Origin of the sequence: Streptosporangium sp. NPDC000239 (assembly GCF_040300765.1) — a bacterium.
In the GTDB taxonomy this organism is placed as follows: Bacteria; Actinomycetota; Actinomycetes; order Streptosporangiales; family Streptosporangiaceae; genus Streptosporangium.
The window spans coordinates 1-21087 of the sequence record NZ_JBEPEI010000030.1; the positions used below are offsets into that span (position 1 = coordinate 1).

The 21087-nt window shown below is 67.1% G+C and carries 13 protein-coding genes and 1 pseudogene; 4 read left to right on the plus strand and 10 right to left on the minus strand.

What is annotated here, in order from left to right:
- Positions 1-69 precede the first annotated feature (69 nt).
- A pseudogene (locus ABT340_RS42555) lies at positions 70-425 on the minus strand (helix-turn-helix domain-containing protein); the annotation flags it as partial.
- Positions 426-504: 79 nt separating this feature from the next.
- Between ABT340_RS42555 and ABT340_RS39900 the strand changes: the two are divergent.
- Positions 505-720 carry a hypothetical protein gene (locus ABT340_RS39900; protein WP_352016144.1) on the plus strand — a complete coding sequence of 72 codons (216 nt, stop codon included), beginning with the start codon at positions 505-507 and terminating at the stop codon, positions 718-720.
- 1176 nt (positions 721-1896) lie between these two features.
- On the opposite strand, the gene ABT340_RS39905 is transcribed toward ABT340_RS39900, so the two are convergent.
- Together ABT340_RS39905 and ABT340_RS39910 are read right to left on the minus strand one after the other, a co-directional pair.
- Positions 1897-2271: an Imm8 family immunity protein gene (locus ABT340_RS39905; RefSeq protein WP_352016145.1), complete on the minus strand. Its 375-nt coding sequence runs from the start codon at positions 2269-2271 to the stop codon at positions 1897-1899.
- Position 2272: 1 nt separating this feature from the next.
- Positions 2273-9493, minus strand: coding sequence for a LamG-like jellyroll fold domain-containing protein (locus tag ABT340_RS39910; protein ID WP_352016146.1), 7221 nt, complete (start codon positions 9491-9493; stop codon positions 2273-2275).
- Here ABT340_RS39910 and ABT340_RS39915 point away from each other — a divergent pair.
- The gene (locus tag ABT340_RS39915; RefSeq protein ID WP_352016147.1) at positions 9483-9629 is read left to right on the plus strand and encodes a hypothetical protein; all 147 of its coding nucleotides are present in this window, start codon (positions 9483-9485) and stop codon (positions 9627-9629) included. The two genes, ABT340_RS39910 and ABT340_RS39915, sit on opposite strands and share 11 nt — an antisense overlap.
- Positions 9630-10131: 502 nt before the next feature.
- Here the strand turns inward: ABT340_RS39915 and ABT340_RS39920 are convergent.
- From ABT340_RS39920 to ABT340_RS39940, 5 genes are all read right to left on the minus strand, one after another.
- On the minus strand, positions 10132-10908 hold the full coding sequence (locus ABT340_RS39920) for a M48 family metalloprotease (protein ID WP_352016148.1): 777 nt from the start codon (positions 10906-10908) through the stop codon (positions 10132-10134).
- 422 nt (positions 10909-11330) lie between these two features.
- A complete protein-coding gene (gene acnA, locus ABT340_RS39925) occupies positions 11331-14099 on the minus strand; it encodes an aconitate hydratase AcnA (RefSeq protein ID WP_352016149.1) in 2769 nt (922 codons plus the stop codon).
- A 196-nt stretch (positions 14100-14295) separates the two neighbouring features.
- Complete coding sequence (locus ABT340_RS39930; RefSeq protein WP_352016150.1) at positions 14296-15024, minus strand: metal-dependent hydrolase; 729 nt, start codon at positions 15022-15024, stop codon at positions 14296-14298.
- A 259-nt stretch (positions 15025-15283) separates the two neighbouring features.
- A complete protein-coding gene (locus ABT340_RS39935; protein WP_352016151.1) occupies positions 15284-15877 on the minus strand; it encodes a hypothetical protein in 594 nt (197 codons plus the stop codon).
- A 271-nt stretch (positions 15878-16148) separates the two neighbouring features.
- Complete coding sequence (locus tag ABT340_RS39940; protein WP_352016152.1) at positions 16149-17411, minus strand: MFS transporter; 1263 nt, start codon at positions 17409-17411, stop codon at positions 16149-16151.
- Between the two features lie 149 nt (positions 17412-17560).
- Here ABT340_RS39940 and ABT340_RS39945 point away from each other — a divergent pair, with 149 nt between their 5' ends.
- The gene (locus ABT340_RS39945) at positions 17561-18358 is read left to right on the plus strand and encodes a PadR family transcriptional regulator (RefSeq protein ID WP_352016153.1); all 798 of its coding nucleotides are present in this window, start codon (positions 17561-17563) and stop codon (positions 18356-18358) included.
- A gap of 7 nt (positions 18359-18365) precedes the next feature.
- Positions 18366-19004 (plus strand): DUF1707 SHOCT-like domain-containing protein, encoded by a 639-nt coding sequence (locus ABT340_RS39950; protein WP_352016154.1) that lies wholly within the window; start codon positions 18366-18368, stop codon positions 19002-19004.
- A 36-nt stretch (positions 19005-19040) separates the two neighbouring features.
- Here ABT340_RS39950 and mug read toward each other — a convergent pair whose 3' ends face one another.
- Positions 19041-19619: a G/U mismatch-specific DNA glycosylase gene (mug, locus tag ABT340_RS39955; protein WP_352016155.1), complete on the minus strand. Its 579-nt coding sequence runs from the start codon at positions 19617-19619 to the stop codon at positions 19041-19043.
- Positions 19620-19628: 9 nt separating this feature from the next.
- Positions 19629-21038, minus strand: a complete 1410-nt coding sequence (locus ABT340_RS39960) for a sugar porter family MFS transporter (RefSeq protein WP_352016156.1) — start codon at positions 21036-21038, stop codon at positions 19629-19631.
- Between the last annotated feature and the right edge of the window lie 49 nt (positions 21039-21087).

Genomic DNA, 21087 nt, shown 5'->3' on the forward strand with positions numbered 1-21087 from the left:
TCGCAATCACGAAGGATCACGCGATGGCCGTCCTCATTCACGGCGCCACGCCATCTAGCTGGGGAAACTCATACACCACGTCCGTGGACGCAACCGGCCGATCACCCGCCGGATGCGCGGCAGCGTCCAGTACTGGTCGTCCCAGCCGCGCGCGGCAGGTCCCTGTGCCAGCGCGGCCTCCAACCGAGCGAACTGCGCATCACTCAGCCGTGGAAGCGATGCCGGACCTTTGGAGGTCGGGGCCGCGCCGCCACCGCGGGTTCAGGCTCGGCGCCACCGGTTGGCCGACATCCGCGTGACCCGCAGTTCCCTGGCCACCTGCTCATCGGTGTAGCCGCAGGTAAACAGCTCGGCCGCGTGCAGCCGTACCTGCTCACGCCTGGCTCGTTGACAGCGGTCAGCCCGCCGCCTTGCGCATACCGCATGACATGGACATACCGCACTAACCAGGTACATTCACATGATCACTGACATCACGAATTAAAGATCAGCAGTGTCCGCTCGATGCTGAAGGGCGCCAGCGGGCGGCCGGTCCTGGCCGACGGAGTGAGGGTCAAGTGGGCGACGTATTCAGTGACGGTCTACGCGGTCGCCGACAACGCCGCCCGCCCCGCGTTCACGCATCAGGCGGTGGCCCCTTCCCAGTCGGCGGCATATGCCCGGCGGGTCGAGGCGGGTACTCCGGCCTCGACGGCGGCGCGCGACCGGGCTGAGGTGTGATCGACGGCGGTATGCACCACGGCCGCCGCGACGGGCAGGACCGAGTTCGGGGCCAGAGTGCCGGGTGAAAGGTCGAGACGAGTCACCGGGGTCCTTCCGACCGGGTGTGGAGCAGGGAAACGCAAGATCGGTTCTTGCTTGGCCTGGCTCTTGAGAAATGCGGTTATCAGGAGCCAGGATGCCGGGCCGCCACCAACCGACACGCTTATGTTCGGTCTCATTCGGCCTGAGGCATGTCCCACTGATCATGAGGCATTCCCTCGGATGCCTCAGGTACGTGAGACGGCTCGCCCGTGACCAGGTTCGATCGACAGCTCTCCGCGAGCGGAACGAGGATCTGCCTCATGATCGATGAGACGGCTTCGACGGATGGCGTCTCATCCAATCTGAGGCACCGCAGGTCAGGAAGTTCTCATGCCTCAAGTCCAACGAGACAGGACAGCTTAGACGTGTCCTGGCTCAATCGAACTGGCACCGACTCAATAGAAGTGGTGCGGAAGGCGGTGAACGTGGCGCGCGGCTCAGCGAAGGTGGCACATCGCCAGGTTGCATCATCGTGTTCCGCGCTGGAGAGTTCCGTGTGCGCCAGTTCGACCGAGCCGATCGGCCCTCACGACGGCTCAGTGCAGATGGTGCGCTTCAGGTCAGAGCCTCGTGCCCACGCCACTCTCGCTGAGTCAGGACAGATGTCCGGCCTCATTCAATATGAGGCATTCGAGCGGATGTCTCATGCTCAGCGAGACGGCTTCGACACCACGCCGCCCGGACAGGCTAGCCCGTTCGGCATCCCTCCTGAACTGGCCCGGAGCTCATCGCGTCAAAGAATGGCATTGAGCACCAACTTCCGGAAGGCCATTACTGGGATCAGGTCCCATCCACCGGAACGGCCCCTGTTCTGCGGTCCGCTCCTTTCCGGCTTACTTAGCCGGCCCCAAACTTGCTAATCAGCGCAGATTTCGGGCGTATCCCAATCAACGGATGGTGGAGCAGGTGTTGGCCTAGCTGATGCCACACCGGCGGCTGACGCGCGACTACAGCGCCAGCCGCCGACCAGTGAGGCGATGATCCGGTGGACGGCGATCAGCACACTACTGCAGTGGGCTGTCCGAGGCCGCTCCACTCAGCACCCCGAACCACGATCACTCGAATGGGCCTAATGAAGTTAACGATCAACTCTCAAGCACCATCTGAGACATCTCGGTGATCGTAGTCCTCAAACTCCCAGTGCCCTAGGCGGCCCACCTTGGCAGCCAATTCATCCCAGGTCGCTTCTTCCACTGATCTTACTATTTTGTGAATGTAAGACTCGATTAATTCTCTGTCGAATCTTGAGACGATTATCCGATGATACCCGTCGATAATACCAGAGTCACCCAGCTCGCCACTCAGGAAAGACGGAGTGCATACCAGTACGTCAAAGGATTCGCTACTATCCTCCCCGACAGGCCCAACGAACAGTTGAAGAAGGATCTCGAAACGCTCCGGGTTTTCAGGGGTCTGAGATTCCCAATCAAAGTCGGGACTATGAAAGAACTTTACCTCAGCCTTCACTTCAATCCTTGATGTGCAAATGGCCGTTTCCCATGAATTTGCCAGCATCTTTCAGGCGCCACTCGAAGTTCGCCTGATAGTTCCCCCATTTCTCTTTATAGCTCGGAAGGCGATATTGCCTAAGGCCGTCCCCGCTAATCCAAATTATCTTACCATCAGGCTTCTTTACCACCTTATAGCCTGCACCAACCCAGGCCGCCCCAGCCTCGTTGGCTTCGGCGATCGTCCCAGTTCCGAGATTGAAATTCCCTTTGCCCTTCCGCGCATCACGCAAGATTCCACTTAGCCTAGCCCAGCAAGCACTCGCTCTACAGGTGGTTGTGGCCGCCGCTGCGGTGGTTCTGAAGCCGAGCTTGCTCGCTACCTTTCCCAGTGCTTTGAGTCCGAGTTTAGCCGTTCCTGCGCTTGCAACGGTTACCGCAAAAAACATGCACGAGGTGATATTTCCCTCGCCACAAGCCATGGCGTCGCCGACAAAGAAGTCCAGGACGCCGAATAGCTTGGTCCCCTTGAACTTCTCTACTACTAGGTCGGACCAATCTTCAGTCGATATGCCAATTATGCCCTGAAGCTGGCCGCATGTGTGCGCATTCTTTTTGACCTGCCCTGACGTCAGGCAATTTGTTCGAAATGCATCAGCTGCAGCCGTCACCAGTGCTGCTTCGCGCCACGCGTCACACGTTTTCTTTGACAGTGCCTTTTTGCAGGTTCCCCACGGATTGGGATCGTTCGGCAGGAACGGCCCCTCCGCATAAGTAATTCTATTGCTAAATGCAGAGGAAATGACATTCCATATCTCGTCAAGCATTTCATCAGAATATGTTATGTCATAGTTTTCCATATATGTTTCCCTGGCGGCCAAGGATGCTTCCCAAAATCTCTTGGGCGCTGGCCTGCCGTTCGACATAACGCCTATTTCCTTCGCGATTTCATCCGGAAAAAGCGGAGGAATCCAGCCCAGACCGTCGTTCTCCACGTTGATTCGTCCGCCCGGGGTGGTGGGTTCCGGGGCGTATCCGGGGAGGATCGAGATGGTGCCGGACTGCGGAGGGTAATAATTCGGGTAAACGGTGCTCATTACCGCTGAACCAGAAGATATGTCACGCGAGACGTGCCCGGTGGGGTCGACGTTGCTCAAAGGAGCGGCGTTGCCATAGGTGTAGCGGTTGCCCTGGATCGATGGGTCCGGGTTGAGGGTGGCGGTGTCGCGGGAGGTGAAGGCGCCGGTGCCGGGCTGGTACCAGCGGGCGTTCATGTTGACCTTTCCGGTGTCCGGGTCGGTGTACTCGCCCTGGTAGCCCAGCCCACGGGTGGCGCCGGAGCGCTGAATGACCTGCCCGAACGGGTCGTAGGCCGTCGAGTCGGCCAGGGCGGTGCCGGAGAAGGTGCCCACCAGGTCGCCGTGCAGGTCGGTCATGGTGCCCACGGCGGTGGTGCCGCCCTCCTGCAGGCCGAGCAGTCCGCCGAACGGGTCGCGGCCGTACTTGGCCTGGACGGCTCCGACGTTGTCGGTGACGGCGGCGATGTCGTTGGTCAGGCCGGAGTAGACGTAGCGCTGTTGGTCGGCTCCCTTGCTGCGGGAGACGACTCGGCCGAGGGCGTCGTAGCCGTAGGTGACGTCGCCGTCGGAGATGAGCCGGTCGAAGGCGTCGAAGGCCAGGTTGCGGGTGGTGCCCGCCTTGGTCTCGGTCGCCGTGGTGCCGCGGGGGGTGTAGGTGTAGTCGGTGCCGTCGCCGGACAGGAGGCGGTTGCGTTCGTCGTAGGTGTAGGTCGTGGACCCGGCCTTGGTGCGGTTGCCCGCGTCGTCCCACTCGTAGTCGGTGACGGCGCCGCCGGGGACGGTCCAGGAGGTCAGGCGGCCGGAGCGGTCGTAGGCGTAGGTGTTGGCGCCCGCGCCCGCCGTTCCGACGGTGGTCTTGCCGGTGAGGTTGTCGTCCTTGTCCCACCCGTAGGTGATCTTCGCCAGCTGGGTGCCGGAGCTGTTCTTCAGGGTGTGGGTGGCGACACGGTCGACGGCGTCGTAGGTGTAGGCCTGGCTGTTGACCGTCCCCGCGGAGGTCTGGCTGGTCAGCCGGTCGGCGTTGTCGTAGCCGTAGGTCCAGGTCCGGCCCGTCACCGGGTCGGAGGCGGTGGCCAGCCGGTTGGCGTTGTCCCAGGTGAAACTCGCCGTACCGGTCGGGTCGACACGCTGGGTGGGGTTGCCCAGGTTGTCGTAGGCGTAGGTGGCGACCTGGTTGCCCGCCTTGGAGACCTTGGTCAGCAGGCCACGGTCGTTGTACTCCAGGGTGTAGTCACCGATCGTGGTGACCCGGCCCGCCTGGTCGTAGACGGCGTCACGGTCGGGGGTGGTGACCGAGGCGCCGGTGCCGGCCTGCTTGGTGACCTGGTTCAGCGGGTCGAAGGTGCGGTCGATGCGCACCCCGCCCGGCTGAACGGTGGACACCGCGTTGCCGCTCGCGTCGTAGGCGGTGGTCCAGGTGCGGTCAGCGGCATTGGGGTGGGCGGTCGTGGACGGCTCGATCACCGACTCGGCCAGGCCCAGACTGTTGTAGGTGGTCCAGGTGGCGTTGCCCCGCCCATCGGTGACGCGAGTACGGGCGCCCGCGGCGTCGTAGCCGAACGTGGTGGTGATCGTCTTGCTGGCGGAGACCGGCTCGACCAGCGAGGTCAACCTGTCCGCCGCGTCGAAGGCGCGGGTGGTGACATGTCCTTCGCCGGAGGTCGTGCTGGTCGCGTTACCGGCCGGGTCGTAACCGGCGCTGACGGTGCGCACGGTGGCGCCGGTGCCGTCCAGGTCCTTCGTGGAGGTCTTGCGACCGGCCAGGTCGTAGACGGCCTCGGTGGCGTTGCCCAGCGGGTCGGTGACCTTGGTCTGACGGCCCTGGATGTCGTAGGCGAACGTCGTGGAGTGACTCAGCGGGTCGGAACTCGCGGTGACCTCTCCGGCGGCGTTGACCGTGAAGGTGGTGGTCTTGTTGCCCGGCGCCACGGACTTGGTGAGGTTACCGGCGTTGTCGTAGGTCAGCTTGGTCGTGTAGGACGCGGTGGTCGGGACGCGCTCGATCTGGGTCTGGGTGATCTTCCGCCCCAGATCGTCGTAGGTGGCCTCGCCCCGTGCCCCGGTGGGGCTCACCGTGGCGAGTTGCTCACCCAGCAGGTCGAACTCCGACACCCATGCTCCGCCCGGCCCGGACGGCCCCGGGTCGGTCTGGCGCACCGGGCGTCCCAGCGCGTCGTAGTCGGTCTTGGTGACATACCCTCGTGGATCGGTCGCCTGGGTACGGCGGCCCGCCGCGTCGTAGACGAAACTCACCGTCGGGGTGACCGCGCTGCCGCCCGGCGGGGTGTAGGACGGCAAGGTCGTCGAGGTCAGGCGGCCCGCCTTGTCGAAGGCCGAGGTGACGGTACGGCCCTCGGCGTCCACACTGTGGGTGACCTCGCCCGCGGTGTTGTAGCCGGACGTGGTCGTCGGCCTGCCGTTGACGGCGGCCGCGCCGTTCTTCTCGATCGCCACCTGCGGCGCCTTGGTCTCCACCAGTTGCCCGGCGACGTCGTAGCGCATCGTGGTGGTGAAGTCCGCCGCGGTGGCCCCGGAGGCGTTACCCCGCGGATCGGTCTGCGACGTCAGCAGACCACGGTCGTCGTAGGTGCTGGTGGTGACCAGGTCGTCGGCACCGTTCTCCACCGTCTGCCGGGTCACCTGGTTCAGGGTGTTGTAGACGTAGTCGGTGGACTCGGTGCGGGTGGTCCCGGCGCCGGTGAAGGTCTCGTTCGTGACGTTGCCGGCCGCGTCATAGGTGAAGGCGGTCTTGCGCTTGAGGGAGGCCGGGTCAAGCGTGGTGGAGGTCGTACGGCCCGCGGCGTCGTAGACGGTCTCGACGGTGGTCTTGCCGCCTCCGGTGATCTTCTTGGTGAGGTTTCCCGCCGCGTCGTAGGTGTTGTCCTCCAGCACCACGTCCACGGGGGTCGTGGAGCCGTTCAACCGCACGTCGTCAGCGATCGCCTGTGACAGGCGGTTGTCGGTGAAGTAGGTGTAGGAGGTCTTGCGGCCCATCGCGTCGACCTTGGCGCCCAGCCGTCCGGCCGGGTCGTAGGTGTAGGACTCCAGCACCTTGTCCTGCGGGGCCTGCGGGCTGACCGGGCTTCCGGTCCAGTTCTTCAGCGTCTTCGTGGCCAGTTCACCGCGGTCGGTGTAGCCGAACGTCGTCACCGTGCCCATCGGGTCCGTCGCCGAGACTCGCGCGCCGATGTTGTCCCAGGCCGAGCGGGTGACGCCGCCTTCGGGGTCGGTGACCGTCTCCAGGCGGCCGTTCGTGTCATAGGTGTAGGTGATGGTGCGCGCCGCATCACCGCCGGTCACATCCGACAAGGTGTCGGTGAGCTTGTTGCCGTCGGCGTCGTAGGTGAAGGTCACCTTGGCGGTGTGGGTGACGTCGGTGACCTCGTTCTTCACCCCGGCACCGGTCTGGGTGAGCACCCGGCCGAGCCCGTCGTAGGTGAACGTCGTGGTCACCCCGCCCGGGTTCGCCGTGGAGATCTCCTTACGGGAGGTCACCCTGCCGAGCGCGTCGTAGGTGAACGCGACGACCATGCCGGACGGGCTGGTCTGCTCGGCCAGGTCCCCGGCCGCGGTGTAGCGGTAGGTCGTCTCGTTGCCCCTGGCGTCCTTGCCCGACTTCAGCAACCCCGCCGGGGTGAGACCTCCACCCACCGCAGCCTCGGTGCCGTCGGTGTAGGCAGAGGTCACCGACCGGCCACTGGGAAAGTCCGGTGTGGCCGGAGCGGTCATCTTCGACAGCTCACCGTGGGTGGTGTATTCGGAGGTGGTGGCGTAGGTGTTGTCCGTGGCACTCGTCGAGCGGGCGTCCCGAGCGGTGATCACGCGATCGTTGCGCGGGTCGAACTCGTCGCCAGTGTTGCGGTAGTAAGAGCGGTAGGCGGTCTGGCAGTTCCCCGCCGCCCGGCAGGTCGTGACCGCGGTGACGTTACCCCGGGCGTCGTTGACCTGTTTGACGGTGTTGCCGTTGGGATCGGTGACCTTCGCCACGAACCCGCCGGTGTCGTAGATGTAGGAGGTGACCTTGCCGAGCTGGTCCTTCCGGCTCACCAGACGGTCACCACGCCAGGCGTCGTGGGTGTACTCAAGAGAGTTGTTCTTGGGGTCGGTCACGATGACCGTCGCCTTGCCGGTGTTGGCGTTGTAGGTCTTGGCGCCGAGCTTCCACAGACCGCCGTTCTGGTCGGTGTGGGTCTTGAGCCGGTCGGTCGCCGCGTCGTAGGTGTTGGTCACCCAGACCCGCCCCGACGGCTGGGTGATCTTCGTCAGCTCGTATGGCGCCGCCGCCCGTGCCGCGTAGTGCGCCTGCACCTCCTGCAGGGTCAGCGGCCGGTCGTACAGCGCGACCTCGTCGATCGATCCGGTGTACGGCAACCCGCCCGTGGCCGGGGCCGCCGGCCAGGTGCCGGAGTAGTCACCGGAGCCGACGATGGCGTAGTTGACCTGCTCGGAGGTCGGCGCACCGGTCAGCACCCCGACCTGCTGGCCGTCGAGGTACATGCGCTGTTCGGTCTCGCTCAGGGTGAGCACCACGTGGTGCCAGGCGTTGTCGTTGACCGTTCCGGAGGAGGTGATCGGGGAGATCGGCGTGCTGCCCTTCAGCTTCCTGAACTGACCACGCAGCTTGCCGTCGGTGCCGACATACAGCAGCCCCTTCTCGTAGAACTCCACGTCGTAGTTGTAGCGTCCCAACGCCATCACGATGCCTGAGCCGCTGGTCTTGAACCAGGTCTCGAACGAGGCCGTGCCCCGCAGCCGGTTGATGCTGGTGTCAGGCAGGTCCATGCTGGCCGTACCGTTGAAGGAGGCGGCAGTGTCGGTGGTGCCCGCCAGCGCGCCAGGCTGTCCCAGCGTCACACCGCTGTAGCTTCCCTTTCCTGCTCCCTGCCCCGAGTCGGCCGCGTCCGTGCCGGTGGTCTCGTTCAGCCGCCAGTAACCCAGCGGGTTGGAGTTGAGCACGTTGCTGCGGTACAGCGATCCGGTGGCGTACTCGATCGTGGTGCAGTTCGGTGCCGCGACCGGTGCGCACACCTGGGTCAGCTGGTCACCGCTGTAGGTGTAGGTCCAGGTCAGGGCCGTGCCGTCGACCGGCGGAGTGGACACCGAGGCCACGCGGTCACCGCTGTAGGTGAAGGTCAGGAACCGTCCGCCCGGCGCGGTGACCTGGGTCAGCTTGCCGCCGGTGTCACGTTCCAGGTCCAGGGCGCGGTTACGCGCGTCGGTGATCTTCGTCAGGCGGCCCTGGGCGTCGAACAGGTAGGAGGTGGAGGACTTGTCCATCAACCGCCACCCGCCGCCGCTCACTTCGCCGAGGGTGGCGTACATGCCGGGCGGCGGCTGGAAGGTCCCGTCCCCGTTGGGGGCGAACCGTACCTGTCGTCCGTCGGGGTAGGTCACCAGCAGCGTATCCACCGCGCCGCCCGTCTCGGGCTGGATCTTCATGTCGAAGCGGGTCGACCAGCCAGCCCCGAACAGGCCGTCACGGCGGGGGTCCATGCTGTTGTAGGAGCGCACAATCGACAGCGACGGCCCCGCGCCGGCCACCGTCGCGTCGGTGGCCGAGGTGGTGTAGTTCCCCGACAGCTGCTGGAACTCCTGGCCGTTGACGCCCCGGGTGGCCAGCTGCGAGGTGATGGCGGGCTGACGCACCCCGGTGGTGAAGGTCCAGGTGTCGCTGGTAGTGGTGAGACCGTTGTGTGCGTCCTTGATCTTCGCCTCCCACCAGTACTGCTTGCTCCAGGCCAGCTTCTTGGTGGTGGGCACCCGCCAGGTCGTCACGCCTTCGGCCAGTTCCCCCGAGGACTGACAACCACTGCCGGACAGGTTCTCGTTGTCACAGACCTTGAAGGTGAACTGGACCGGGTAGTTGCCGTCGTTGCTGTGCCCGTCAGCCACCAGCAACGGGGTACGGGAGTCCACCAGCATCTGGTCGGTCGGGAACAACTGCGTCACCGACGGCGACTGCGCCGGAGGGTCAGGATCCACAGGCGGCGGGCACACCCCGTAGTCCGTCCAGAAGCCGCCGAATCCACCGCCGGGCGTCTGACCCACCGACTCCAGACGCGCGTGCCAGATGTGGCCGTTGTAGGCGACCACCGACCCCGCTGGATACAACGTCGTGGAGTTGTAGTACGGATACAACGAGCAGTAATCAGTGAAGGTCATACTGCGTGCCTCGACCGGCAACGCCCCCTTCGGCAGCGCCGCCTTCCTCGCGACCGACGCCGCCACCTTGACCGAGGTGGCCGTCGCCTTCTCGGAGACCAACGAGGGCAACCCGGCCGCCGAACCAGACAACTGATCCGGGGTATCAGGTAATCCTCCGGAAATGGTTACTTCCACGGCAGCCACGGGTAAGGCGCCGATCGGCACCAGGCCGGGAAGAACCGTAAATAAGATGAGAAGAATCCAGCGGGCTGATTTCCGCCATGACGGATTACGGCGCAAGGGCGCACCTTCCAAACTAATCAGCACGAAGTCCGATACCTCTGCGTCAGCGCATGGCGCAGCAGACCCATCCGGGGCCTAGGGAACATTCGGGGATGCTTCGCGCAAACGATCAAAATGTACACATCGATCACCCGTGCACACAAGATCTACATAAAGGGTAAATAAAGTGATCATTTTGGCGCTATCCGGCAACGCCGGATCTCGCATGAGCCATCACTCGCGGTAGCTTTCAACCGCCCAACGGGGGCGCCGACAACAGCGACGCGAAATCGACACCGCCGTTACCCGATTCCTCGAAAACAAAACACCTTTTTTGGTGAATCCTTTGTTTCACGACCGCGAATCCCAGACCGTCACTCACGGGCCAGGGATCTCAGGCCGTTCACCCGCTGGATCAACATGGAATGAGCCGGGCCGGAAGACACCAGGCCGAGGGCGGGGAGCCGGAGGGCCCGCGGCCTCGGGGTCGTGTGGACCTTCACGAGCATGGAGGCGAGCAGGGCGGGACGGCCCAGTTGCACGGCGGCACCCCGGTCGGCCGCCAGTTCCCGGTAACGGCTGAGCGGCCGCAGCGGAAGCCGGGCCAGGGCGATGAGGACACCGGCCACCGCGATGGGCAGCCCCGTCTCGAACAGTTCACCGAGGCCGCGGCCGGCCCAGGCCAGTGCGATGGCGAACGAGCCGGCCAGGGTCGTCACCGCGACGTCGCGGTGACGGATGTGCGCGATCTCGTGGGCCAGCGCCGCGGCGAGTTCGTCGGGTTCCAGGACGCGCAGCAGCCCACTGGTGACGATCAGGGTGGTGTGCCTGCGGGAGCGGCCAACGGTGAAGGCGTTGGGGACGGGGTCGAGGCTGACGGCGACACGGGGTTTGGGCAGTCCGCTGAGCGCACAGAGCCGGTCGAGCGCCGCGTGTAGTTCGGGCTCGCGCTCGGCGTCGACGAACCTGGCCCCCGCGACCCGCCGGGCGAGCCGCTCCGTGCCGAACCACTGCAGCGCGACGGTCAGCGCGGTCAGTACGGCGACGACGGGCGAGGGAACCCCGCACCGCAGGGCGACGGCCACGGGGATCGCGTAGAGCGCACCGAGCAACGCCAGCGAGACGAACATCCGGATGTACAGGCCGCGCATGCCTCTCCTTCCAGCCACGTCGACGTAGCCGGAAGGTCTCCCCTGGTCCGCGCGACCCTGCCTGACCGGGCGTTGGCCGTACTGACGACCAGGCAGCGTGAGGGTACTCCCCTTCCCCGTTCAGAAGATTGTCCCGATAATCCGCCTTCGAGACAACTCCTTCCGCGAACGTGAACGACCTCGCTTTTCGAGAGCGAGCTCCGCCCTTTGAGAAGTCCCGTGGAAAGCCCTACGGGAAACCGCTCAGGAAGAACTTCCTTCAGAACCGCCCCTTGGAACAGCCGAAGCCCTTCGTGAGCACCCCATCACCCTCAGAAACGGTCTCCCCTTGGCGAGAAACGTGCCCGGCGGAAACAATCCTGGAGAAACGAAGAAAGGGCGGGTGAGACCCGTGAAGGTCTCACCCGCCCTTTCCGCAGGTGTTACTTGGCGATCAGGGAGCGCAGGACGTACTGCATGATGCCGCCGTGGCGGTAGTAGTCGGCCTCTCCGGGCGTGTCGATGCGCACGACCGCCTGGAACTCCTTGCCGTCCGCCCTGACCGTCACGGTCCGCGGGATTCCGCCGCCGTTGAGCTCCTCGACACCGACGATGTCGAAGGTCTCCTCACCGGTCAGGCCCAGCGAGTCGACCGTCTCGCCCTCGGGGAACTGCAGCGGAAGCACACCCATGCCGATGAGGTTGGAGCGGTGGATGCGCTCGTAGGACTCGGCGATGACGGCGCGGACGCCGAGCAGCGCGGTGCCCTTGGCCGCCCAGTCACGCGAGGAGCCCGAGCCGTACTCCTTGCCCGCCAGGACGACGAGCGGGACGCCGGCGGCCTGGTAGTTGACCGAGGCGTCGTAGATGAAGGACTGCGGGCCGCCCTCGACGGTGAAGTCACGGGTGTAGCCGCCCTCGACGCCGTTCAGCAGCAGGTTCTTCAGCCGGATGTTGGCGAAGGTGCCGCGGATCATCACCTCGTGGTTGCCGCGGCGGGAGCCGTAGGAGTTGAAGTCCTTGACCTCGACGCCGTTGGCCTTGAGGTAGTCGGCGGCCGGGGTGCCGACCTTGATGGAGCCCGCCGGGGAGATGTGGTCGGTGGTGACCGAGTCGCCCAGCTTGGCCAGGACCTTGGCGCCCGTGATGTCGGTGACGGGGTCCGGCTCCTGCGGCATGCCGTCGAAGTAGGGGGCCTTGCGGACGTAGGTCGAGGCCGGGTCCCACTCGAAGGTGTCGCCGGTCGGGATCGGCAGCGACTGCCAGGCCTCGTCGCCCTTGAACACGTCGGCGTAGTCACGCAGGAACATGTCCTGGTCGATGGAGGAGGCCACGACCGCGGAGACGTCCTCGGGCGAGGGCCAGATGTCGGCGAGGAAGACGGGCTCGCCGTCCACGCCGGTGCCCAGCGGCTCGTTGTTCAGGTCGATGTCCATGGTGCCCGCGAGGGCGTAGGCGACGACCAGCGGCGGCGAGGCCAGGTAGTTCATCTTGACGTCGGGGTTGATGCGGCCCTCGAAGTTGCGGTTGCCGGACAGCACCGCGGTGACCGCCAGGTCGTTGGCCTGGATGGCGGCGGAGATCTCCTCCTGCAGCGGGCCGGAGTTGCCGATACAGGTGGTGCACCCGTAGCCGACCAGGTTGAACCCGATCTTGTCGAGGTACGGCTGCAGCCCGGAGCGCTCGAAGTAGCCGGTCACGACCTGGGAGCCGGGGGCCAGGGAGGTCTTCACCCACGGCTTGCGGGTCAGGCCCTTGTCCACCGCGTTCTTCGCCAGCAGGGCGGCGCCCATCATGACGTACGGGTTGGAGGTGTTGGTGCAGCTGGTGATGGCCGCGATCGTGACGACGCCGTGGTCGATCTCGAAGCTCGTGCCGTCGGACAGGGTGACCTCGACGGGCCGGTGCGGACGCTCGCCGTTGAGCCCGGCGGCGTGCGGCTTGTCGCCGTTGCCGTCGTGGCCGATCGCCGGGGAGTCGGAGGCGGGGAAGGACTCGGCGGAGGCCTCGTCGACCGGCCCCTGGATGCTGGGGGCGTAGTCCTTGACGGCCGCCCGCCAGGCCCGCTTGGCGTCGGACAGCGCGATGCGGTCCTGCGGGCGCTTGGGACCGGCGATCGACGGGACGACCGTGGCCAGGTCGAGCTCGATGTACTCGGAGAAGACCGGCTCGGGGGCGGACGGGTCGAGCCACAGGCCCTGGGCCTTGGCGTAGGCCTCGACCAGCGCGACCTGCTCCTCGGAGCGGCCGGTGAGCCGCAGGTAGCTGACCGTCTCGCCGTCGATCGGGAAGATGGCGCAGGTCGAGCCGAACTCGGGGCTCATGTTGCCGATGGTGGCGCGGTTGGCCAGCGGCACGCTGGAGACGCCCTCGCCGTAGAACTCGACGAACTTGCCGACGACGCCGTGCTTGCGCAGCATCTCGGTGATCGTGAGGACCAGGTCGGTCGCGGTGGCGCCCGCGGGGAGCTTGCCGGTGAGCTTGAAGCCGACCACGCGCGGGATGAGCATGGAGATCGGCTGGCCGAGCATCGCGGCCTCGGCCTCGATGCCGCCGACGCCCCAGCCGAGAACGCCGATGCCGTTCTCCATGGTGGTGTGGGAGTCGGTGCCGACGCAGGTGTCCGGGTAGGCCTTGCCGTCGCGGATCATCACGACGCGGGCGAGGTGCTCGATGTTCACCTGGTGCACGATGCCGGTGCCCGGCGGGACGACCTTGAACTCGTCGAAGGCGGTCTGGCCCCAGCGCAGGAACTGGTAGCGCTCGCGGTTGCGCTCGTACTCCCGGTCCACGTTGCGCTGGAAGGAGTCGGGACCGCCGAAGAAGTCGACGATCACGGAGTGGTCGATGACCATCTCCGCGGGGGCCAGCGGGTTGATCCTGGCGGCGTCGCCGCCGAGCTCGCGCACGGCCTCGCGCATGGTGGCCAGGTCCACGACGCAGGGCACACCGGTGAAGTCCTGCATGATCACGCGGGCCGGGGTGAACTGGATCTCCACGCTGGGCGCGGCGGACGGGTCCCACTGGCCGAGGGCCTGGATGTGGTCGGCGGTGATGTTGGCGCCGTCCTCGGTGCGGAGCAGGTTCTCCAAGAGGATCTTCAGGCTGTACGGGAGGCGCCCCGACCCCTCGACGGCGTCCAGCCGGTAGATCTCGTATTCCGCGTCTCCGACGCGGAGCGTGTCACGGCTGCCGAAGCTGTTCGCGGACACGGTTCGCCTCCCTTGTCACCCTGTGTTGTCTGAAGCACCCACACGAAAAGGGCGCAACTGAATCCTGCCGCACCGCCGGATCGCCTCATTCGGTTAGGTATGCCTAACCAGCAGGACGTCCATCAGGTTGCAGCGGTTGTCTCGATATCAAGATATATGGGCATGTATCTCGATATCAAGTTACTCACGGGTATGGTCAGGGTTGGACAAGACGGAAGTAGAGCAGGCCCAGGACGACCACCGAGAGCACCGGGGCGAGGAACTTCTGCTCGAAGGCGCGGCCCGTCTTGATGCCTATCTTCCAGGGCAGCAGCCAGCGCTGACGCAACGGCCACAGCACCGGGCAGCCCTTTTCCGTGCAGCAGTCTCCCACGACGTGCACCAGGCAGCCGACCGCGACCGCCACCCCCAGCCAGGCGTACCCCACGTTCTCATTGCGGAAGACCACGAACAGCCCGAAGGTCAGGCCGATGTTGACCATCGCGGAGGCGACCTTCTTGCCCGGGACGCCGATGCCGATGGCCCGCAACGCCAGGCCGATGAGCAGCACGACGAGGATGTCCCTGCCGATCGGATAGGTGTTGGCCAGGTAGTGCGCCCCGAACCCGACGGCGACCGCGAACAGCAGCGAGTGGGTGGCGTGCCGGTGCCCCCCGCTCAGCCACGAGACGGCCTTGCTCAGCCCCCAGGTGACCGGGCCGAAGGTCTGGGCGATCGTCGCGCTCGGGTGGTCCAGGTCGGGCAGCATCGCGGCCCCGGCGCAGACCAGCGTCCCGGCGATGAACTCCGCCGGGGTGAGCGCGTGCACCATGACCCCGGTCTCGATGAACCTGGAGGACTCGGTGAGCAGCGGCAGGGCCGCCAGCGTCGGCGCCACTCCCAGCCACGCCACCGCCCCCGTCAGCGCGTGCGTGTGCCCCATCATCGGCCAAACACTCCCATCAAGATCACTTTGATCGACTGTACGGCAAAGCCCGCCCAAACAGAGGATCAAGTCATTCTTCATCGTCGGCGTGTCGGCCGTAAGTGCTCGATGGGAAACATACGCGCGACCGGAGCAGGGCGGAGCGGCTTCGAACCACTCCCCCGGATCCGTCCGCATGAGGGCCGTACCGGCCACGCGCGCCGGCGGGTCCTCCAGGGGCCTCCTCGCCGCCCCTGATCCCGGACCCACGAAGGGGCCCCTACCCGAGGGGACGCCCGCCGTGATCGCCCGGAGCCCAGCCGAGGGGGCGCCCGCCGTTCCGGTCGTCGGCCCTGTCATACCCGCCGTGACTTCTCCGGCCGGACCGGTCACCGCTCCATGACCGATCGCCGCCTCGGGAGCGGTCGTATCCACGGTCGGCGAACCGTCCGGTACCCCGGCCGCCGCGCCGTGCGCCCGTCCTGCCGCCGGAGCCCTCGAACGTCCATCTCCTGGAGCGCGTTCCTCCGTGTGGCCCGCCCCTGGCGTGTGTCCCGTCGAGTTCGCCGGCCCGCCGGGTGTTCCGCCCCGCCCGGTGCTTCCTCGACCATCCGGCCTGCCACTCGTCGGCCCACTCGGTGCCCGCGGAACGCCTGTTCCCCCGGTCGTGTCCCCATCGCCAGCCGCGTCGGCCGGCTCCCGGGTTCGTCCGTCCGGTGGCCCGCCTTCCGGCGTGCTCACCGGCCGGGGGCCCCTGCCGTCCGACCGTCCAGCCGGTGGAGCTGTCGTGCCCCGGTTTCGAGTGCTGCTGCGTGGCTCCCACGGCCGCGATCCCCACGAGTACGGCCAGCAGTCCGGCGCGCATCATGTCCATTGGTTTCTCCCCCTGGTCCGTCCGATCTTCAGGGGGCAGATCTCCACAGACGTTCTACCCGGGGGCCGGGAACGGCTAACGGACGTGAGAAGGGGCGCGAGGCCACGCATGAGAAGGGCGGCCCGGGGGAAGATCTCCCTCAGGCCGCCCGTTTCTCCACAAACGACAGACGGGACCGTTCCGTGCCGAAAGCACCCCCCAGCCCTTCCGGCGCGGAACGAATCCCGTCTATGTCCTTTGTAACGTGCAGGTCTCAGGAGTTGTTCCAATTTCAGCCGGGAATTACGTGATCTATCTCACTTTCTCGTCTCGCAGCCGAGAGTTCGCCCTCCGTGACGGTCCGCAGGAAGGGCACGACCGGCACGACGGCCAGTACGGCGAAGCCCGCGAAGGCGGCTCTCACCCCCGCCAGTTCGGCGAGCAGCCCGGCCAGTCCGGCACCGACGGGCAGGGTTCCCCAGCTCAGCAGGCGTGAGGCGGCCGAGTAGCGTCCCAGCAGGTGGTCGGGGACGATCAGCTGCGCCAGGGTGCGGCTGTTGACCGTCCAGAGCGTGCCTCCCATGCCGCCCAGGAACGCGGCCGCGCCCACCGCCCAGGCCTGGGGAAGGGCCGCGGGGACGACCATCATCAGGATCGTGCCGACGAGGTCGAGGAACAGCGCCCACCGCACACCGAGCAGGCGGTTGACCGGGCCGGTGAGCACCGCGCCGGCCAGGCCGCCGACGCCGATCGAGCCGAGCAGCAGGCCGTACGCGGCGGGGTCGAGGCCGAGGGTCCGCACGGCGTAGGAGGGCAGCAGGGCCAGCCAGGCGCTCCAGCAGGCCACGAGCACCGCGATGGTCAGTGACATCGTGCGCAGCAGGCGGTGCCGCCACAGGAAGGCGAGCCCCTCGACCATCTCCCCCCGCACCCCGCTGGGTCGCGTGGCCGTACCGGCCGGGCGGGCGACGCGGAAGCGGCCCGCGAGCAGGGCGAGCAGTATGGCTCCGAGCGCGAAGGCCCCGGCGGAGGAGCCGAGTGCGAAGGCGGCGCCGACACCGGTCAGCAGGCCGCCGACGGCCGGTCCGGCGAACTCGTTCGCCACGGTCTCCGCGCCCGCGATCCAGGCGTTGGCCCGGCCGAGCCGTTGCCTGGGCACCGCGGCGGGGACCAGGGCGCCGACCGCGGAGTTCGCGACGACCTCGGCCAGGCCGATCAGGACTCCCGACAGGTAGAGCAGTGGCAGGGTCAACGCCTCCGCCGTGACCGCGGCCAGCAGGACGAGCGCGACCGCGAGCCTGACCAGGTTGGCCAGGGCGGCCAGGCGTCTGCGGTCGCCCCGGTCGACGAGCACGCCCACGTGGAGGGAGGCCAGCAGCCACGGCAGCGTCAGGGTCAGCCCGACCCCGGTGACCAGGCCGGGCGAGTCGGTCAGCTCGACGGCGAGCAGAGGGAGCGCGATCTTGGCCACCCCGTCGGCGAGGTTGGTCGCGACGGTGAAACCGATGAGCACCGTCTCGTTGCGCCGCGGCGCCCGTTCCGCGTAATTCGTCATCAGCTAACCCCCAAAACACTTTAGAAGGTTACAGGGTAGCCCTGAAGCCCGAGATGCGAAATCAGGGGTTGTTCTTAGAACGCTCTCGATATATCTTTGACACATCAAGAGCGGTCGGAGGACGATCGCCGAGAACAGGGGGTACCGACATGTCGGCGGAAGCGATGGGAGGCTGGGCCTCGGGGGCCGTGCCGCACGAGATCAGGCGCGAGATGAGGCGCGCCGCCAGGGAGGTCTTCAGGGGCATGGCCACCGCCTGGCACCACGACGGCCCGGGTCCGCGCGAGCACGGCCCGCACGCCTTCGGGCCGCACGAGCACCACCACAGGGAGCACAGGGAGCACGGAGAGCGCCGGGAGCACAGGGAGCGCGGTGGCCGCCGCGGCGGGCCGTTCCCCGGTGGCCCCTTCCCCTGGGACTTCGGCAGGGGCGGTCCGTTCGGGCGAGGGGGCCCGTTCGGCGGGGGCGGCCCCTTCGGGCGGGGGCGCAAGGCGAAGCGGGGCGACGTCCGCGCCGCGATCCTCGCGCTGCTCTCCGAGGAGCCGCGCAACGGCTACCAGATCATCCAGGAGATCGCCAAGCGCAGCCAGGGGGGCTGGAAGCCCAGTCCCGGCGCGGTCTACCCGGCGCTCCAGCAGCTCACCGACGAGGGCCTCGTCCTGTCCGAGGAGACCGACGGGCGCAAGTCCTTCCAGCTCACCGAGGCGGGCAGGGCCTATGTCGCCGAGCATCAGGAGGAGCTGCGCGCGCCGTGGGAGGAGATGACCCCCGATCTCGGGGAGAGTTCCTGGGAACTGATGGATCTGGCCCGCCAGTCAGCCGTCGCTCTCTTCCAGGTCTTGCAGAATGGCAGTGAGGCGCAGATCCGCCAGGCCCGGCAGATCATGATCGACACGCGCCGCAAGCTCTACCAGATCCTGGCAGACGGCGAACCCGGCGAGGAGTGATCCCACGATGACGTTTCCCGACGATCTCCGCATCGGAGACGCCGAACGCGACGCCGCCACGGAGTCCCTGCGTGAGCACTACGCGCAGGGCAGGCTGAACCACGAGGAGTTCGAGGAACGCCTCGACGTGATCATGACGGCGCGTACAGGTCGTGATCTGGCCCGCGCGGGCGCCGACCTGCCCGACCTGCCCGGCATGTACGGCTTCGGCGCCACCGAGAACGGCGGCCACGGCGCCGTCGCGGAGGGTGGCGGGGAGCGGTGGGACCATCACTCATGGGACCAGCGGGAGTGGCGCAGGCAGTGGCGCGATCAGTGGCGTGAGGCCCGCAGGCTCCACCGGCACGCCCATCACGGCTGGTCCCACTCCGGCCAATGGCAGCGGCAGTGGAACGAGCAGTGGCGGAACCAGGCGGCACTGCAGCGGCTGACCGCCCAGCGGTGGGCCGCGGCCCGGCATCACCGGCCGGGGCACCACCGGGGCGGGGGCGCGTTCGTGCCGGTGCTGATCGGGGTGGTCGCCCTGACGGCGATCATGGGGTTCGGCGTCTTCAAGATCCTGTTCCTGGCCTGGATCGTGATGGCCGTGGCGGGCGTGTTGCACCGCAAGCACTGGCACCACCGGATGGGCCACGGCCGTAGGTGAATCCCCTGGCCCGGCCCCTTCCGCCCACGGGAGGGGTCAGGCCAGAGACTCCCTCAGCAACCGCAGCTCTCCGGCTATCCGGTCCAGCGTCCAGTGGGCGTTCAGCCCGCTGGGGTTGGGCAGCACCCACACGGCCGTCTCCCCGATCCGCCTGTCCTGCGGCCCGATCACCGCTCCGCGCTCGGCGAAGGCCGTCCGGTAGGCGGTGACGCCCAGGACGGCCAGCACCTTCGGCCTGACCTCGGCGACCAGCCCGGCCAGCCGTACCCCTCCCTCACGGAACTCCTCGGCGGACAGCTCCGCCGCCTGGGCCGTGGCCCGCGCGACCACGTTGGTGATCCCGAGGCCGTAGGAGGGCAGTTCCCACTGCTGAGCGGGGGCCAGCAGCCTGGGGGTGAAGCCCGACAGGTGCAGCGCCGGCCAGAAGCGGTTGCCGGGCCTGGCGAAGTGGTGACCGGTCACCGCGGAGTACAGACCGGGGTTGATGCCGCAGAACAGCACCTCGATCGAGGGGCCGAGCACGTCGTCGACGGTCAGGTCGGCCGCGGCGGCCAGCTCGGCCTTCGTCGGCCTCGGCGGCTTCGCCGATGGCGGGGTTTCCGGGACCGGGGGCACGGGACGAACCTAACCCATCTCCTCCAGTTTCCTGCCCTTGGTCTCACGCACCTTGAACAGCACGAAGAAGAAGGAGAGCACGGCGAAGAAGGCGTATCCCACGTAGGCGCCCGCGAGACTCCACTCGGCCAGGGACGGGAACGAGACGGTGATCAGCCAGTTGGCCACCCACTGGGCGGCGGCGGCCACGGACAGCGCGGCCGCCCTGATCCTGTTGGGGAACATCTCTCCCAGCAACACCCAGACCACGACACCCCACGACAGCGCGAAGAACAGCACGAACACGTGCGCGGCGACCAGGGCGACGGTCCCCTGCGCCGACGGCAGCCGTACGGTGTCGCCGATGTGGACGCCCGCGCTGAAGGCCCACGCGGCGACGGCGAGGGCGACCGCCATGCCCGCGGAGCCGATCAGCAGCAGCGGCCTGCGGCCGATCCGGTCGACCAGCGCGATGGCGATGAACGTGCCGACGATGTTGATGATCGAGGTGGAGAAGCTGATCAGCAGCGAGTCGCTCTGGTTGATGCCGACCGACTGCCACAACGACGCCGAGTAGTAGAAGATGACGTTGATTCCGACGAACTGCTGGAACACCGAGAGCAGGATGCCGATCCAGACGATCGGCAGCAGGCCGAACGCCGGGCCGCGCAGGTCGCTGAGCCGGGGCCGGTGCTCCAGGCGCAGTGAGGCCTGGATCTCCTTGAGCCGTTCCTCAAGGTCGGTCCTTTCCCCCTCGACCTCCTTGAGCACCCGGCGCGCCATCTCCGTCCTGCCGATGGCGACGAGGAACCTCGGAGACTCGGGGATGATCGTCGAGAAGAGCAGATAGAGCAGGGCGGGCACCAGGCAGGCGCCCAGCATCCACTGCCAGGCCTGCAGGCCGAGCAGCCTGTTGTTGACGTCTCCCCCGGCGAGTTGCGCGATCGCGAAGTTGACCAGCTGGGAGACCGCGATGCCCAGCACGATCGCGAGCTGCTGGAAGGAACCCAGACGCCCCCGGTAGGCGGGCGGCGCGACCTCGGCGATGTAGGCGGGGCCGATCACCGAGGCCATGCCGATGCCGACACCGGCGAGCACCCGCCACAGGGCCAGGTCCCAGATCGCGAACGGCAGCGCCTGGCCGAGGGAGCTGACCGCGAACAGCAGCGCGGCCACCTGCATCGTCCTGGTGCGTCCCCAGCGGTCGGCGATGCGCCCGGCGATCCACGCGCCCAGCGCCGAGCCGAGCAACGCGATCGCGACGACGAACCCGATCTGGACGGGACCGACCTGGAAGTGCTTCTGGATGCCGGTCACGGCACCGTTGATGACCGCGCTGTCGTAGCCGAAGAGGAACCCGCCGATGGCGGCCGCGGCGGTGATGAAGACGACGTGCCCGAGGTTCTCTTTGGGGGTGCCCGAAGGGGTGGTACCGACCATGACAGTCCTTTCCCCGAAACCCATGTGCCTAACGGGCCGCCCCGCGATG